12 protein-coding genes are annotated in these 14,487 nt (G+C 69.1%); 1 reads left to right on the top strand and 11 read right to left on the bottom strand.

Translation table 11 applies throughout. From position 1 onward, the window contains the following. Window positions 1–3: 3 nt before the first annotated feature. From AC0L5F_RS00840 to AC0L5F_RS00825, 4 genes are all read right to left on the bottom strand, one after another. The gene (locus AC0L5F_RS00840; RefSeq protein ID WP_473314708.1) at window positions 4–1,371 is read right to left on the bottom strand and encodes a replication-associated recombination protein A; all 1,368 of its coding nucleotides are present in this window, start codon (window positions 1,369–1,371) and stop codon (window positions 4–6) included. A 140-nt stretch (window positions 1,372–1,511) separates the two neighbouring features. Continuing rightward, window positions 1,512–3,305 (bottom strand): aspartate--tRNA ligase, encoded by a 1,794-nt coding sequence (gene aspS / locus AC0L5F_RS00835; RefSeq protein ID WP_473314707.1) that lies wholly within the window; start codon window positions 3,303–3,305, stop codon window positions 1,512–1,514. Continuing rightward, entirely contained in the window at window positions 3,302–4,642 is a 1,341-nt protein-coding gene (gene hisS, locus AC0L5F_RS00830) for a histidine--tRNA ligase (RefSeq protein ID WP_473314706.1), read from the bottom strand. The genes aspS and hisS overlap by 4 nt, the downstream gene beginning before the upstream one ends. A 1-nt stretch (window position 4,643) precedes the next feature. Next, complete coding sequence (locus tag AC0L5F_RS00825) at window positions 4,644–5,342, bottom strand: MBL fold metallo-hydrolase (protein ID WP_473314705.1); 699 nt, start codon at window positions 5,340–5,342, stop codon at window positions 4,644–4,646. A 64-nt stretch (window positions 5,343–5,406) separates the two neighbouring features. Between AC0L5F_RS00825 and AC0L5F_RS00820 the strand changes: the two genes are divergently transcribed. Beyond that, entirely contained in the window at window positions 5,407–6,642 is a 1,236-nt protein-coding gene (locus tag AC0L5F_RS00820) for a DUF349 domain-containing protein (RefSeq protein WP_473314704.1), read from the top strand. A 75-nt stretch (window positions 6,643–6,717) separates the two neighbouring features. On the opposite strand, the gene AC0L5F_RS00815 is transcribed toward AC0L5F_RS00820, so the two are convergent. The 7 genes from AC0L5F_RS00815 to ruvB all read right to left on the bottom strand — a co-directional run bounded on the left by AC0L5F_RS00815 (window position 6,718) and on the right by ruvB (window position 14,478). Continuing rightward, window positions 6,718–9,042 (bottom strand): RelA/SpoT family protein, encoded by a 2,325-nt coding sequence (locus AC0L5F_RS00815; protein ID WP_473314703.1) that lies wholly within the window; start codon window positions 9,040–9,042, stop codon window positions 6,718–6,720. Window positions 9,043–9,212: 170 nt separating this feature from the next. Next, a complete protein-coding gene (locus AC0L5F_RS00810) occupies window positions 9,213–9,674 on the bottom strand; it encodes an adenine phosphoribosyltransferase (RefSeq protein WP_473316229.1) in 462 nt (153 codons plus the stop codon). Between the two features lie 74 nt (window positions 9,675–9,748). Then, on the bottom strand, window positions 9,749–10,204 hold the full coding sequence (locus AC0L5F_RS00805; RefSeq protein ID WP_473314702.1) for a hypothetical protein: 456 nt from the start codon (window positions 10,202–10,204) through the stop codon (window positions 9,749–9,751). 78 nt (window positions 10,205–10,282) lie between these two features. Then, window positions 10,283–11,380 carry a protein translocase subunit SecF gene (gene secF, locus AC0L5F_RS00800; RefSeq protein WP_473314701.1) on the bottom strand — a complete coding sequence of 366 codons (1,098 nt, stop codon included), beginning with the start codon at window positions 11,378–11,380 and terminating at the stop codon, window positions 10,283–10,285. Further along, window positions 11,380–13,026, bottom strand: coding sequence for a protein translocase subunit SecD (secD, locus tag AC0L5F_RS00795; RefSeq protein WP_473314700.1), 1,647 nt, complete (start codon window positions 13,024–13,026; stop codon window positions 11,380–11,382). The genes secF and secD overlap by 1 nt, the downstream gene beginning before the upstream one ends. Beyond that, window positions 13,026–13,319, bottom strand: a complete 294-nt coding sequence (gene yajC, locus AC0L5F_RS00790) for a preprotein translocase subunit YajC (RefSeq protein WP_473314699.1) — start codon at window positions 13,317–13,319, stop codon at window positions 13,026–13,028. The genes secD and yajC overlap by 1 nt, the downstream gene beginning before the upstream one ends. A 133-nt stretch (window positions 13,320–13,452) precedes the next feature. After that, window positions 13,453–14,478: a Holliday junction branch migration DNA helicase RuvB gene (gene ruvB, locus AC0L5F_RS00785; RefSeq protein ID WP_473316228.1), complete on the bottom strand. Its 1,026-nt coding sequence runs from the start codon at window positions 14,476–14,478 to the stop codon at window positions 13,453–13,455. Between the last annotated feature and the right edge of the window lie 9 nt (window positions 14,479–14,487).

The raw sequence follows: 14,487 nt of genomic DNA, 5'->3' as shown, positions 1-14,487 counted from the left end.
AGCCTAGCGCGAGCGCTTGCGCAGGATCGCGCGGATCGAGGCCAGCCGCTCGCTCAGGCGGGCCTCGAACCCGTGCTGGGTGGGTTCGTAGTAGACCGCCCCGTCGACGTCGTCGGGTGCGTACTGCTGGCCGACGACTCCCTGCGGGTCGTCGTGCGGATAGCGGTAGTCGTGGCCGTGCCCCAGCTTCTTGGCTCCTGCGTAGTGCGCGTCGCGCAGAGCGGGGGGCACGGCGCCCACCTTGCCGGCGCGCACGTCGGCCTGTGCGCGGTCGATGGCGACGACCACGGCATTGCTCTTGGGGGCCGCGGCGAGGTGGATCACCGCCTGGGCCAGCGGGATGCGGGCTTCCGGGAAGCCGATCATGGCGACGGCCTGCGCGGTGGCGGTGGCGAGTGGCAGCGCGGAGGGGTCGGCCATGCCGATGTCCTCGCTGGCGTGGATCATCAGCCGCCGAGCGATGAACCGCGGGTCCTCCCCCGCCTCGATCATGCGTGCCAGGTAGTGCAGGGCTGCGTCGACGTCGGATCCGCGGATCGACTTGATGAAGGCGCTGATGACGTCGTAGTGCTGGTCGCCGTCGCGGTCGTAGCGGACCGCCGCCTTGTCGACGGCGAGCGCGGCGTCCTCGACGTCGATGACCTGCTTGCCCTGGGCAGCCGTGGCTCCGGCGGCGGCCTCGAGGTAGGTGAGCGCGCGCCGTCCGTCGCCGCCGGCGAGCCGGACCAGGTGGGCGCGGGCCTCGTCGTCGAGCGTCACGGCGCCGTTCAGACCCCGTTCGTCGATCAGGGCACGGTCGACCAGCACACCGATGTCGTCGTCGGTCAGGCTCTGCAGCGTCAACAGCAGCGAACGGCTGAGCAGCGGCGAGATCACGCTGAAGTGCGGGTTCTCGGTGGTGGCGGCCACCAACGACACCCAACGGTTCTCGACGCCGGGCAGCAACGCGTCCTGCTGCGACTTGCTGAACCGGTGGACCTCGTCGACGAACAGCACCGTCTCGACCCCGTTGGACAGCGCGCGTCGGGCTCCGGCGATGACGTCGCGCACCTCCTTGACGCCGGCGCTGACCGCCGACACCTCCACGAATCGGCGGTTCGTGTGGGCGCTGAGCAGGCTGGCGATCGTGGTCTTGCCCGTGCCCGGCGGGCCCCAGAGCAAGATGGTGAGTGGCTGGTCGCCGTCGATCATCTGACGCAGCGGCGACCCGGGCGCGAGCAGGTGCTGCTGGCCCACGAGCTCGTCCAGGGCACGCGGTCGCATGCGCACCGCCAAGGGCGCCGAGGCATGCGCGTTCCCCGCGAGCGATCCCCCGCCCGACGAGGACGGCAACGGAGCGTCCGGGATGTCGAACAACCCGTCAGAACTCATGCCTCGACCCTAGTCGTCGTGCCGGGGGTGCGGTTTACCAGCAGGCCCCGGAGAACCATCACTCCTGTGGGGAAATTTGCCCACAGGTGTGACAACGAACCGGGGCCTGCTGGTAAACCGCGACGGCCTCGGCCCGCGCTTCAGCTGTCGGACTGCTCCGGAGCCTCGGGTGCCTTCGGTCGAGCATCGACGCCGGCGTCCTTGCGCTGCTCGGCGGTGATGGGCGCCGGGGCTGCGGTGAGGGGGTCGTAGCCGCCTCCGGACTTGGGGAACGCGATGACCTCGCGGATCGAGTCGGCGCCGGCGAGCATGGCGCAGATGCGGTCCATGCCGACGGCGATGCCGCCGTGGGGCGGGGCGCCGAAGGTGAAGGCGTCGAGCAGGAAGCCGAACTTCTCGTCGGCCTCCTCCTCCTCGATGCCCATGATCTTGAAGACCCGCTTCTGCACGTCCCCGCGGTGGATACGGATGGACCCACCGCCGAGCTCGACGCCGTTGCAGACGATGTCGTAGGCCCACGCGAGCGCGGTGCCGGGATCGGCGTCGAACCCGTCGACGTCCTGCGGCGAGGTGAAGGCGTGGTGCACGGCGGTCCATGCCCCGGCTCCCACCGCGACGTCACCGGACGCCACGGCCTCGCTGGACGGCTCGAACAGGGGCGCGTCGACGACCCACACGAACTCCCAGGCCGACTCGTCGATCAGGCCACAGCGGGCGCCGATCTCCAGGCGCGCCGCGCCCAGGAGTGCCCGGGTGGACTTGGTGGTGCCGGCGCCGAAGAACACGCAGTCGCCAGGCTGGGCGCCCACGTGCGCGGCCAACCCGGCGCGCTCGGTCTCCGACAGGTTCTTGGCGACCGGTCCCCCGAGCTCGCCGTCCTCGGAGATCGTCACGTAGGCGAGGCCCTTGGCACCGCGCTGCTTGGCCCACTCCTGCCAGGCGTCGAACTGCCGGCGCGGCTGCGAACCGCCACCGGGCATGACGACCGCCCCGACGTACTCGGCCTGGAACACCCGGAAGTCGGTGTCGGCGAAGTACTCGGTGCACTCGACCAGCTCGTTGCCCATGCGCAGGTCGGGCTTGTCCGAGCCGAACCGACGCATGGCGTCGGCGTACGTCATGTGCGGGATCGGCGTGGTGACCTCGTGACCGATCAGCGCCCACATCTCGGTGATGATCTGCTCCATGAGGGCCAGGACGTCGGCCTGCTCCACGAAGCTCATCTCGATGTCGAGCTGGGTGAACTCGGGCTGACGATCGGCCCGGAAGTCCTCGTCGCGATAGCAGCGTGCGATCTGGTAGTACCGCTCCATGCCACCGACCATCAGCAGCTGCTTGAACAGCTGCGGGCTCTGCGGCAGGGCGTACCAGCTGCCGGGACGCAGTCGCGCCGGCACCAGGAAGTCGCGGGCACCCTCGGGCGTCGAGCGGGTGAGGGTGGGCGTCTCGATCTCGACGAAGTCCTGCGACTCCAGCACGCGACGAGCGGCGGCGTTGACCTTGCTGCGCAGGCGCAGGGCGGCGGCGGGTCCGGCACGACGCAGATCCAGGTAGCGGTACTTCAGACGAGCTTCCTCGCCGACCTCCCCGGCGCTCGACGACGCGTGGTCGTCGATCGGGAACGGCAGGGGTGCCGCGGTGCTGAGGATCTCGACGTCGTCGGCGATGACCTCGATCTCGCCGGTGGGGATCGCGGGGTTCTGGTTGCCGTCGGGTCGGGCGCTGACCGTGCCGACGACCTTGAGGCAGAACTCCGACCGCAGCTGGTGGGCGACCTCCTCACGCACCACCACCTGCACGACGCCCGAGGCCTCGCGCAGGTCGATGAACGCCACGCCGCCGTGATCGCGGCGTCGCGCCACCCAGCCGGCGAGGGTGACCTGGTCGCCGACGTTGGCGGCGGTCAGGGTTCCGGCGTCATGCGTGCGGATCACGAGTGCTGCTCCTTGGTGGTGGTGGCGATGCGGGGCTTGAGGTCCTCTGCGGGCGGAGACCAGGTGTCGAGGTCGGCGTCGGCCTGGTCGCCGCTGCGGATGTCCTTGACCTGGTGACCCTGGTCGTCAGCCGCCGGGAACCACACGAACGGTATGCCGCGGCGCTCGGCGTAGCGAATCTGCTTGCCGAACTTCTGCGGGGCGGACGCCACCTCGGTGGGAATGCCTCGCGACCGCAGCGTCTGGGCGATGGCGGTGCTCTCGCTCCGTGACTCCTCGTCGGACAGGGCGACCAGCACGGCGCTGGGGACCGCGCGATCAGCGGTCAGCCCGCCGGCGATCAACGGCACGAGCAGGCGCGAGACTCCCAGTGAGATGCCGACTCCGGGATACGTGTTCTTGCCGTCGGTGGCCAGCTGGTCGTAGCGGCCACCCGAGCAGATCGAGCCGAGGTGCTCGTGACCGGCCATGCGGGTCTCGAACACCGTGCCGGTGTAGTAGTCCAGACCGCGGGCGATGCGCAGGTCTGCGGTCACGGTGACGCCGTCGGTGCCGGCGGCCCCGGTGACGACCTGCGCCAGCTCGGCGAGTCCGTCGTCGAGCAGCGGGTGCTCCACGCCCAGCGCGCGCACCGCGGCGACGAAGGAGTCGTCGGTGCTGGTGATCTCGGCCAGCGCGAGGCACTGGGCGGCCTGGTCGGCCGTGAGTCCGGCGTCGGACTGCAGCAGCTCGAGCACCTTCTCGGCCGGCAGCTTGTCGAGCTTGTCGACGATGGGCATCACGGTGGTGGGCTCGGCGATGCCGAGCCCCAGGTAGAAGCCCTCGAGGACCTTGCGGTTGCTGACCTGCAGGGTCAGCGCGGGCACGGGGAGGCCGCCGAGTGCCTCGGCCATCACCTGGGCGATCTCGACGTCGAAGTGGAAGGCCAGCTCGCCACGACCGACGATGTCGATGTCGGCCTGGGTGAACTCGCGGAACCGGCCCTGCTGGGGCCGCTCGCCGCGCCAGACCTTCTGGATCTGGTAGCGGCGGAACGGGAACTCCAGGTGGCCGGCGTTCTCGACGACGTACCGGGCGAAGGGCACCGTGAGGTCGAAGTGCAGCGCCAGAGCGTCGGCGGCCTTGCTGTCTGCTTCAGTCGCGTGGATGCGACGGACGGTGTAGACCTCCTTGTCGATCTCGCCCTTGCGCAGCAGCTGCTCGACCGGCTCGACGGCGCGGGTCTCGACCGACGCGAAGCCGTGCAGCTCGAAGACCTGTCGCAGGTGGTCCAGGACGGCGAGCTCGACGTTGCGCTCGGCCGGGAGGAACTCGGGGAATCCGCTCAGCTTGGCCATCTCAGCTGCCCGTCAGCTCGGACAGGAACGGGTTGGTGACGCGCTCGCGACCCACGGACGTCTGCGGACCGTGTCCGGGTAGCACGACGACGTCGTCGGCGAGCGGGAGCACGCGGTCGCGCAGGCTCTGCTGCATCTGGTCGTGCGATCCGCCCGTGAGGTCGGTGCGTCCGATCGACCCGGCGAACAGGAAGTCCCCGCTGAACATGATCTGCGAGACGTCCTCCGGTCCGTCGTAGTCGATCCGGTAGAAGACGGTGCCCGGAGTGTGGCCCGGCACGTGGTCGACCAGGACGGTCAGTCCGTCGACCTCGATCTCGGTGCCGTCGGCGGCGTCACGCACGTCGGCAGGCTCGGTGAAGTCCGGGACGCTGGTCATGCCGAGCTGCTGGCGCAACATCGCGGCCGACTCACCGGAGATCGCGGCCATCGGATCGCTGAGCAGGTGGCGGTCGGCCGGGTGGATCCACACCGGGCAGTCGTACTCGGCCGCGGCGTCCTGGGCGTTCCACATGTGGTCGAAGTGCCCGTGCGTGATGAGGATGGCCCGGGGCGTGAGGTTCTGCTCGGACACCACCTGACGCAGCCCGGCCATGGCGTCCATGCCGGGATCGACCACCAGACAGCCGGTGCCGGGACCACGGGCCACGACATAGCAGTTCGCCTGCAGCGGACCGGCCGGGAACGACGTGAGAAGCACGTCCGACAGGGTACGCGAGGCCGGGCGGGCTCCTCGACGGCGTGTGCCTCCTAGACTGTGGCCCATGGCTGACGCGGCGACACACGAGTGGGGTCGGATCGACGAGGACGGCAACGTCTTCGTCCGCACCGACGACGGCGAGCGACAGATCGGCCAGTGGCAGGCCGGCACACCCGAGGAGGGCTTGGCGCTGTACGTCCGACGCTACGACGGGCTCGCCACCGAGGTCACCCTGCTGGAGAAGCGCCTCGAGGGTGGATCGGTCAGTCCCGACGACGCCGGCAAGGCCGTCGACAAGGTCCGTGCGCAGATCACCGACGCCCACGCGCTCGGCGACCTCGCTGCGCTCGGAGCCCGGCTCGACGCGCTCACCCCCGCCATCGACAAGGCGCGCGAGGACCGCAAGGCCGAGCGCGCGGCCAAGACCGCGGAGGCCGAGACGAGCAAGAACCGCATCGTCGCCGAGGCCGAGAAGCTCGCCGAGTCCACCGACTGGAAGAACGGCGCCGACCGCCTGCGCGAGCTGTTGGACGAGTGGAAGGCGCTGCCCCGGCTCAGCAAGTCCGCCGACGACGCCCTGTGGCACCGCTTCAGCTCCGCGCGCACCACGCACACGCGGCGCCGCAAGGCGCACTTCGGCGAGGTCGCCGAGGCGCGCGAGGGCGCCAAGAAGATCAAGGAGAAGCTGATCGTGGAGGCCGAGGCGCTGTCGTCCTCGACCGAGTGGGGACCCACCGCCGGCAAGTATCGCGATCTGATGGCGCAGTGGAAGAAGGCCGGTTCGGCACCCCGCAACGTCGAGGACAAGCTCTGGAAGCGGTTCCGGGCCGCGCAGGACGTGTTCTTCTCCGCCCGCGATGAGGCCAACGCCGCGATCGACGCCGAGTACGCCGTCAACGCGGACAAGAAGGTCGAGATCCTCGCCGAGGCCGAGAAGCTGCTGCCGATCACCGACCCCGACGCAGCCCGCCAGGCGTGGCACGACATCGCCGATCGCTGGGAGGCCGCCGGCAAGGTGCCGCGCGATCGCATCAACGAGCTCGAGGGGCGCATCCGCAAGATCGAGACCGCCGTTCGTGAGGCCGGCGAGCGCAAGTGGAACAGCACCGACCCGGAGAAGTCGGCGCGCGCCGACGACATGATCGGCAAGCTGCAGCGCGCCATCGACGAGGTCCAGGAGAAGCTGACGAAGGCCGAGGCCGCCGGCGACGCCAAGAAGGCCAAGGACCTCACCGCCGACCTGGAGTCCAAGCAGGCCTTCCTCGACATGGCCAAGAAGGCCCAGGCCGACTTCAGCTGACCCGAAGCACCGAATTTTGCGGGGTCAAGCACCATGTCGACTGCTCGAAACGGTGCTTGACCCCGCAAAATTCGGTCATTGGGTGAGGCGGTAGACGTCGAACACGCCCTCGACGGTGCGGACGGCGCTGAGGACGTGGCCCAGGTGCTTGGCGTCGGCCATCTCGAAGGTGAACTTGGTCTTGGCCACGCGGTCGCGGCCCAGCGACAGCGACGCCGACAAGATGTTGACGTGCTGGTCCGACATCACCCGCGTGATGTCCGACAGCAGCCGCGGACGATCGAGCGCCTCGACCTGGACCGCGACCAGGAACGTGCTCTTGCCGGTGGGCGCCCACCGGACACCCACGAGCCGTTCGGTCTGCGATCGCAGTGCCGCCAGGTTGACGCAGTCGGACCGGTGCACCGAGACACCGGCCGTGCGCGTGACGAAGCCCTCGATCGCGTCGCCCGGCACCGGCGTGCAGCACCGCGCCAGCTTGACCATGACGTCTCCGTCGACACCGTCGACCAGCACACCGGCATCGGTGACCGGGCGCTCGCGACTCTTGCGGCCGTCGCGCACGAGTGACGTGGCCTCGGCGAGGTCGTCCGCGGCACCCTCGCGACCGCCGGCAAGGTCGATGACCCGCTCGACGACGTTCTGCGGGCCGACGTTGTTCTCGCCGACTGCCGCGTACAGCGCCGAGACGTCGGCCAGCTGCAGCTCGTGCGCCACGGTCTCGAGCGTCTCGCGCTTGAACAGGCGGTGCAGCGGGAGACCCTCCTTGCGCATCTGCTTGGCGATGAGGTCCTTGCCGAGCTCGATGGCCTCCTCGCGCCGCTCCTTGGTGAACCACTGGCGGATCTTGTTGCGCGCGCGGGGACTGGCCACGAAGTCCAGCCAGCCGCGGCTCGGGCCCGCGTCGGCGGTCTTGGAGGTGAAGATCTCGACGACGTCGCCGGTGACGAGCTGCGACTCCAGCGACACGAGTCGGCCGTTGACGCGCGCGCCGATGCAGGCATGGCCCACCTCGGTGTGCACCGCGTACGCGAAGTCGACCGGCGTGGACTTCTCCGGCAGCTGGATCAGGTCGCCGCGCGGCGTGTAGGCGTAGACGCCCCCGCTGTTCATCTCGAACCGGAGGGTGTCGAGGAAGTCGGCGGAGTCGGAGGTTTCTGACTGCCAGTCCAGCAGCTCGCGCAGCCAGACCATGTCGGCGGGGTCGTGCCCCACGTCGGCCTTGGCGCCGTTCTTCCTGCCGTCGGCGGACCCGGCCTGGTCCTCCTTGTACTTCCAGTGCGCGGCCACGCCGTACTCGGCACGCCGGTGCATCGCCCGGGTGCGGATCTGCAGCTCGACGGGCTTGCCCTGCGGGCCGATCACCGTGGTGTGCAGCGACTGGTACATGTTGAACTTCGGGACGCTGATGTAGTCCTTGAAACGCCCCGGGATCGGGTTCCAGCGGGCGTGCAGCACGCCGAGCACGCCGTAGCAGTCGGCCAGCGAGTCGACCAGGATGCGGACGCCCACGAGGTCGAAGATGTCGGTGAAGTCGCGGCCGCCCACCAGCATCTTCTGGTAGATCGAGTAGTAGTGCTTGGGCCGCCCGGTGACGGTGGCCTTGACCTTGGCGTGCCGCAGATCGGACTCGACGTCGCCCACGACACGCTCGAGGAACTCCTCGCGCGACGGCGCACGATCGGCGACGAGCCGCACGATCTCGTCGTAGACCTTGGGGTGCAGCGTGGCGAACGCGAGGTCCTCGAGCTCCCACTTGATCGTGTTCATGCCCAGGCGGTGGGCCAACGGCGCGAAGATCTCGATGGTCTCGCGGGCGATGCGCTCCTGCTTGTCCTGCCGCAGGTAGCGCAGCGTGCGCATGTTGTGCAGCCGGTCGGCCAGCTTGATGACGAGCACCCGGATGTCGCGGCTCATCGCCACGACCATCTTGCGGATCGTCTCGGACTGCGCCGTCTCGCCGTACTTGACCTTGTCGAGCTTGGTGACACCGTCGACGAGGCGCACGACCTCCTCGCCGAAGTCCGCCTTGAGCTGCTCGAGCGTGTACGGCGTGTCCTCGACGGTGTCGTGCAGCAGCGCAGCACACAGGGTCGGCCCGGTCATGCCGAGCTCGGCCAGGATCGTGGTCACCGCCAGCGGGTGCGTGATGTACGGATCGCCGCTCTTGCGGGTCTGGCCCGCATGCATGCGGTCGGCGATGTCGTACGCCTTGCGGATGGCGGTGACGTCGGCCTTGGGGTGGTTGGCGCGGTGGATCTTGATCAGCGGATCCAGCACGGCGTCGGCCGAGTCGGGTCGAGATCCGAGCCGCGCGATGCGGTTGCGCACGCGAGCCGACGCCGGCGCAGAGTCTGCCTTGGCGGACTCCCCCGGCGGGGCCTCGACGCGATCAGCCACGCACCCTCCTCGGTTCGACCTCCATCGTAGCCGTCGCGGTCAGGCCAGCTGGCCGATCAGGGTCGCAGCCGTGCCGATCACCAGCAGCCCCACCAGCACCAGCGCGGTGATGCGCATCGTGTTCTGACTCATCCATCACCTCCCGGTCGGATCGGTCGCAGCGGAACGTCTCAGTACGAGCGCAGGCACGAGACGGGCATCGGGGCCAGGCGTTCACGCCCGCCGAGCTCGGTGATCTCGATGGGCAGGACGGCCCCCACCGTGACGCCACCACATCGAGACACCAGCTGGTCGACCGCTGCCAGCGTGCCACCGGTGGCGAGCACGTCGTCGACCAGCAGCACCCGTTGTCCAGGCTCGATCGAGTCGACGTGCACCTCCAGCGTCGCCGTCCCGTACTCCAGCGAGTACTCGGCGGCGTGCACCTCGGCGGGCAGCTTGCCCTGCTTGCGGACCGGCACGAATCCGACCCCCAGCCGCATGGCCACCGGCGGACCGACGATGAAACCGCGCGCCTCGACGCCGGCCACGACGTCGATCGGACCCAGGTCGGAGGCGGCGTCAGTCAGTGCCTCGACGAGCCGCTCGAAAGCGGCCACGTCCGCGAACATCGGCGTGATGTCACGGAACATCACCCCCGGCTCGGGGAAGTCGGGCACCACGCGGGTGCGTGCGTCGATCAGGTCACCGATGGCGCCGGTTTCACTCACTTGAGAACGACGTCGCACGAGTCCTTGGCGTGCTTCTGGATCGCATTGCCCGCGGCGGTGAACTTCTCGTCGCTCAGCTTGGTGAAGGAGCCTGCGACGTCCTGCAGCTTGGTCGGATCGACGCCGGGGGGCAGCTCGCCCGCCTGGATCTTGGCGAAGTCGGAGAACTTGATGCCGGCGTCGCTCAGGGTCTTCTCGACGCTGGTGATGCCGTCGTCGAGGACCTTCCAGTCCGCCTTCACCTCGTCGGGAGCCTCGCCGGCGAGCTTGTGGAAGGTGGTGAACGCGTCCTCGAGTCCGCCGACATCACCGCTGTTGAGGTTGTCGAACGTCTTGGAGGCTGACTTCAGGTCCGTGCAGTAGGCGCCGCCGGAGCCGCTGCCACCGCCGCCGCAGGCCGACAGCGACGTGCCGATCAAGATGGCGCCCGCCAGGGCAAGAGATGCCTTCATCGTGAATCCTCCGTTCGCGGCGGCAGGGCTCGTCCTGCTGCGCTTCGTGGCACACAGCATGCCATGGTCGTCGCTCGGTCAGGAACTGCCCTTGGAGCGGCGAGAACGTGGCTGACGAGACGGCTGACTGCGCTTGGACGAGCCGGACGGTGCCACGGGGCGACCGGCTGCCGCCGGCTCCGGCTCCGGCGCCGTCTCACGCTTCTCGCGACGAGCGAGGACCTTCTTGGTGTGGGCGATGATCATCGGGTCGCTCTCCTTGAGCTGCGCGGCCAACGGGGTGGCGATGCAGATCGAGGAGTAGGTGCCTGCGGCCATGCCGACGAACAGCGCCAGGGCGAGGTCCTTCAGGGGTCCGGTGCCGAGCACGGCGGCACCCACGATCAGCAGCGCGAACACCGGAAGCAGCGCGGTGACGGAGGTGTTGATCGATCGCACGAGCGTCTGGTTGACGGCGAGGTTGGCCTGCTCGGAGTACGTGTTGGTCGTGGACTCGGGGATGCCCTTGGTGTTCTCGCGGACCTTGTCGAACACCACGACGGTGTCGTACAGCGAGTAGCCGAGGATCGTCAGCAGGCCGGTGACCGTGGCGGGGGTGACCTCGAACCCCGACCAGGCGTAGACGCCCGCCGTGATCAGCAGGTCGTGCGCAAGGGCGACGATGGCCGCGACCGACATGCGCCACTCGCGGAAGTAGGCCCAGATGAACAGCACGACGATCACCAGGAACACGATCAGGCCGGTCAACGCCTTCTTGGCGACCTGCGCGCCCCAGCTGGGCCCGATCAGGTTCTGACTCACCTCGGTGGCCCCGGCCTTGCGCAGTGCGTCCTGGATGGTGGAGGCCTGGTCCTGCGTGAGCGGCTTGGTCTGGATGCGCACCGACGAGGCGCCCGAGGTGGCCGCGATCGGATCGCCGGCCTCCGGGACGCCGGCATCCTTCACCGCGGTGGCGAGCGCGTCGACGGTGGCAGCATCGTTCTTCTGGACCTGTGCGGTGAACTCGACACCGCCCTTGAACTCGATGCCGAGGTTGAATCCGCGCACACCGAACGCGACGGCCGCCAGGATCACGATGCCTGCCGAGATCGAGTACCAGAGCTTGCGACGTCCGACGAAGTCGAACGAGATCTTGCCCTCGTACAGGTGCTGACCGAACGTGCTGATGCGACCCATCAGGAATCCCCTCCCGTGCTGCGCCCGATCTGGGACACCTTGCGACCCGTGATGCCCAGGTGGGCCGGGTCCAGGCCCGAGAGCTTGTGCCCTTGGCCGAAGAACTTCGTGCGTGCGAGCAACGTGACCAGCGGCTTGGTGAACAAGAACACCACGAACACGTCGATGAAGGTGGTGAGGCCGAGCGCGAACGCGAAACCGCGCACGACGCCGATGGCGAACACGAACAAGATGACCGCCGCCATGATCGAGACGGCGTCGGCGGCCAGGATCGTGGTGCGCGCGCGGACCCAGCCGGCCTCGACCGCCAGGCGCAACGACTTGCCGTCGCGCACCTCGTCACGGATGCGTTCGAAGAACACGATGAACGAGTCCGCCGTGATGCCGATGGCCACGATCAACCCCGCGATGCCCGGAAGCGTCAGGGTGAACCCGACGCTCTTGCCCAGCAGCAGCACCATGACGTAGGTGATGGCACCGGCGATGAGCAGCGAGCCGACGATGACCAGACCGAGGCCGCGGTAGTACAGCAGGCTGTAGATCACCACGACCAGCAGGCCGATCAGACCTGCGATGAGACCGGCCTTGAGCTGGCTGCCGGCCAGCGACGGACCCTCCTCGGAGACGCCGTTGACCTTGAACGTCAGCGGGAGTGCGCCGAACTTGAGCTGATCGGCCAGGGCCTTGGAGGTCTCGGAGGTGAAGCTGCCGCTGATCTGCGACTCGCCGTTGGTGATGTGCGCGTTGCTCGTGGGCGCGCTCAGGACCTCGCCGTCGAGGACGATGGCGAATCGGCGCTGCTGCGGCGTGAGCGCGTCGGTGACCTTGTCGAAGACGTCGGACCCTTCGCCCTTCAACGCGATCTGCACGACCCACTGCGCCTGCTGGGGGTTGTAGCCCTGGTCGGCGCTCTTGACCTGTGAGCCCTCGATCACGGTCGGGCTGAGCACGAACACCTCACCGGTGGCCGGGTCGCAGGTGACGACCGGGCGATCAGTGGCGTCCTCGACCGCGTTTCCGTTGGGATCGCAGACGAAGTTGGTGGCTTCGGTCTGCAGCGCCGTGATGCCCTCCTGGTAGTCGGACGGCAGGGTCTGCACGCCGGCGAGCTCGGCCTGGATCATCTGGTCGAGCGTCAGCTTGGTCCAGTCGATCTTGTCGATGACGGCCTGGGCGTCAGTGACCGCCTTGGCGTCGGGCGCGGCGGCGGCACCGGTCAGCTGGTCGGCCCAGACCAGCCGAAAGCGGAGCTGAGCGGTGCGACCCACCTGGTCGACGATGTCGCCCTTCTGCTGGCCGGGGATCTCGATGATGATCTGGTCGCCGCCCTGGGTGGTGACCTCGGCCTCCGACACACCCGTCGCGTTGACGCGCTGGTCGATGATGTCGCGCGCCTGGTCCAGCTTGGCGGCGGTGACGCCGCCGGAGGAGGCCACGGCCTGCAGGGTGATGCGGGTGCCTCCCTGCAGGTCGAGGCCGAGGCGCGGCTGCCACGTGGGGTCGGCGTTCTTGTCGTTGCTGGACATGCCGATGCCGGCGACCAGCGCGTACAGCGCGGCGACGAGGATCATGAAGATCGTCAAGGTCCGCCCGGGGCGCGGGAGTCCGCTGCGGGAGTTGCGTGCGGACTTGCTCTTCTGGGCCATCAGCTGCTTTCTTCGGAGGAGATGTCGGAGTCGATCGGCTCGATGATCCGACCGACGGCGGGGCGGGCCACCGTGATGACCACCTCAGGCGCGATGCGCAGGTCGATGGTGTCGTCGTCGACCGTGACGAGCTCGCCGTGGATGCCGCTGGCCAGCATGACCCGCATGCCGGGGGCCAGCTGGTTCTGCAGGCCCGCGAACTCGCGCTGGCGACGTCTGGCCGGACGCAGCACGAGGATCCAGAACAGGATCGCGAGCAGCAACAAGGGCAGGAATTGAACCCATTCGGACACGGTGCAAACTCCAGGATCGTGGGTCGTCGGGTCGCGGGAGCGACAGGCCGCGCACAGTGTAGCCCGGCAACTTGCCCATCATGCCGGGTGCGGAAAGCGCTCCGCGCAACGCCCCGCGTGTCGTGACCAGTTGTCAGGCTGGATCGGGTTCGTCGCCGAAGGACAGCTGACCGGTGCCGGGTGGCGGCGTCAGCCCCAGGTGCTGCCAGGCGGCCGCCGTGGCCACGCGGCCTCGGGGGGTGCGGGCGAGGAACCCGAGTCGCACGAGGAACGGCTCGGCGATCTCCTCGACGGTCTCTCGCTCCTCGCCGACGGCCACGGCCAACGTGGCGACGCCCACCGGTCCGCCGCCGAAGCTGCTGCACAGCGCCACGAGCACCGCCCGGTCGAGCCGGTCCAGCCCGAGGTCGTCGACCTCGTACAGCGAGAGCGCGGCTCGAGCGACCTCGGCGTCGACCACTCCCCCGGCTCGTACCTCGGCGAAGTCGCGGACACGGCGCAGGAGGCGGTTGGCGATGCGTGGAGTTCCGCGCGAGCGCGAGGCGATCTCGAGTCCGCCCTCGTCGGTGAGCGCCAGGCCGAGCAGCCCGGCCGAGCGGCCCACGATGCGGTGCAGCTCGTCGGTGCCGTAGAAGTCGAGCTGGGCGGTGAACCCGAACCGGTCGCGCAGCGGTCCGGGCAGCAGGCCGGCACGGGTGGTGGCACCCACCACCGTGAAGGGCGGGATCTCCAGCGGGATGGCGGTGGCGCCGGGCCCCTTGCCGACGATGACGTCGACCCGGAAGTCCTCCATCGCCATGTAGAGGAGCTCTTCGGCGGGACGCGACATGCGGTGGATCTCGTCGATGAACAGGACGTCGCCCTCGTTGATGCCCGAGAGGATCGCGGCGAGGTCGCCGGCGTTCTGGATGGCCGGGCCGCTGGAGATGCGCAACGGCGCGCTCAGCTGGTGGGCGATGATCATGGCGATCGTGGTCTTGCCGAGCCCGGGCGGACCGGACAGCAGCACGTGGTCGGGCGTGCGCCCTCGACCGACGGCGGCCTCGAGCATGAGCGAGAGCTGCTCGCGAACGCGCTCCTGACCGATCAGCTCGTCGAGCGACCGGGGGCGCAGCGCCGCCTCGTACTCGCGCTCCTCGGGCGCTGCCGCCGCGACGATGGCGTCGAA

This window comes from Aeromicrobium sp. 10G20-16, assembly GCF_055809665.1.
This window is presented reverse-complemented; position numbering and strand designations above follow the sequence as displayed.

Bases quoted from the DNA above. Each gene is read 5' to 3' on its own strand.
- AC0L5F_RS00840 (WP_473314708.1), bottom strand. From the start codon at position 1,371: ATGAGTTCTGACGGGTTGTTCGACATCCCGGACGCTCCGTTGCCGTCC.
- hisS (WP_473314706.1), bottom strand. From the start codon at position 4,642: ATGGCCAAGCTGAGCGGATTCCCCGAGTTCCTCCCGGCCGAGCGCAAC.
- AC0L5F_RS00820 (WP_473314704.1), top strand. From the start codon at position 5,407: ATGGCTGACGCGGCGACACACGAGTGGGGTCGGATCGACGAGGACGGC.
- AC0L5F_RS00810 (WP_473316229.1), bottom strand. From the start codon at position 9,674: ATGTTCCGTGACATCACGCCGATGTTCGCGGACGTGGCCGCTTTCGAG.
- AC0L5F_RS00805 (WP_473314702.1), bottom strand. From the start codon at position 10,204: ATGAAGGCATCTCTTGCCCTGGCGGGCGCCATCTTGATCGGCACGTCG.
- secF (WP_473314701.1), bottom strand. From the start codon at position 11,380: ATGGGTCGCATCAGCACGTTCGGTCAGCACCTGTACGAGGGCAAGATC.
- secD (WP_473314700.1), bottom strand. From the start codon at position 13,026: ATGGCCCAGAAGAGCAAGTCCGCACGCAACTCCCGCAGCGGACTCCCG.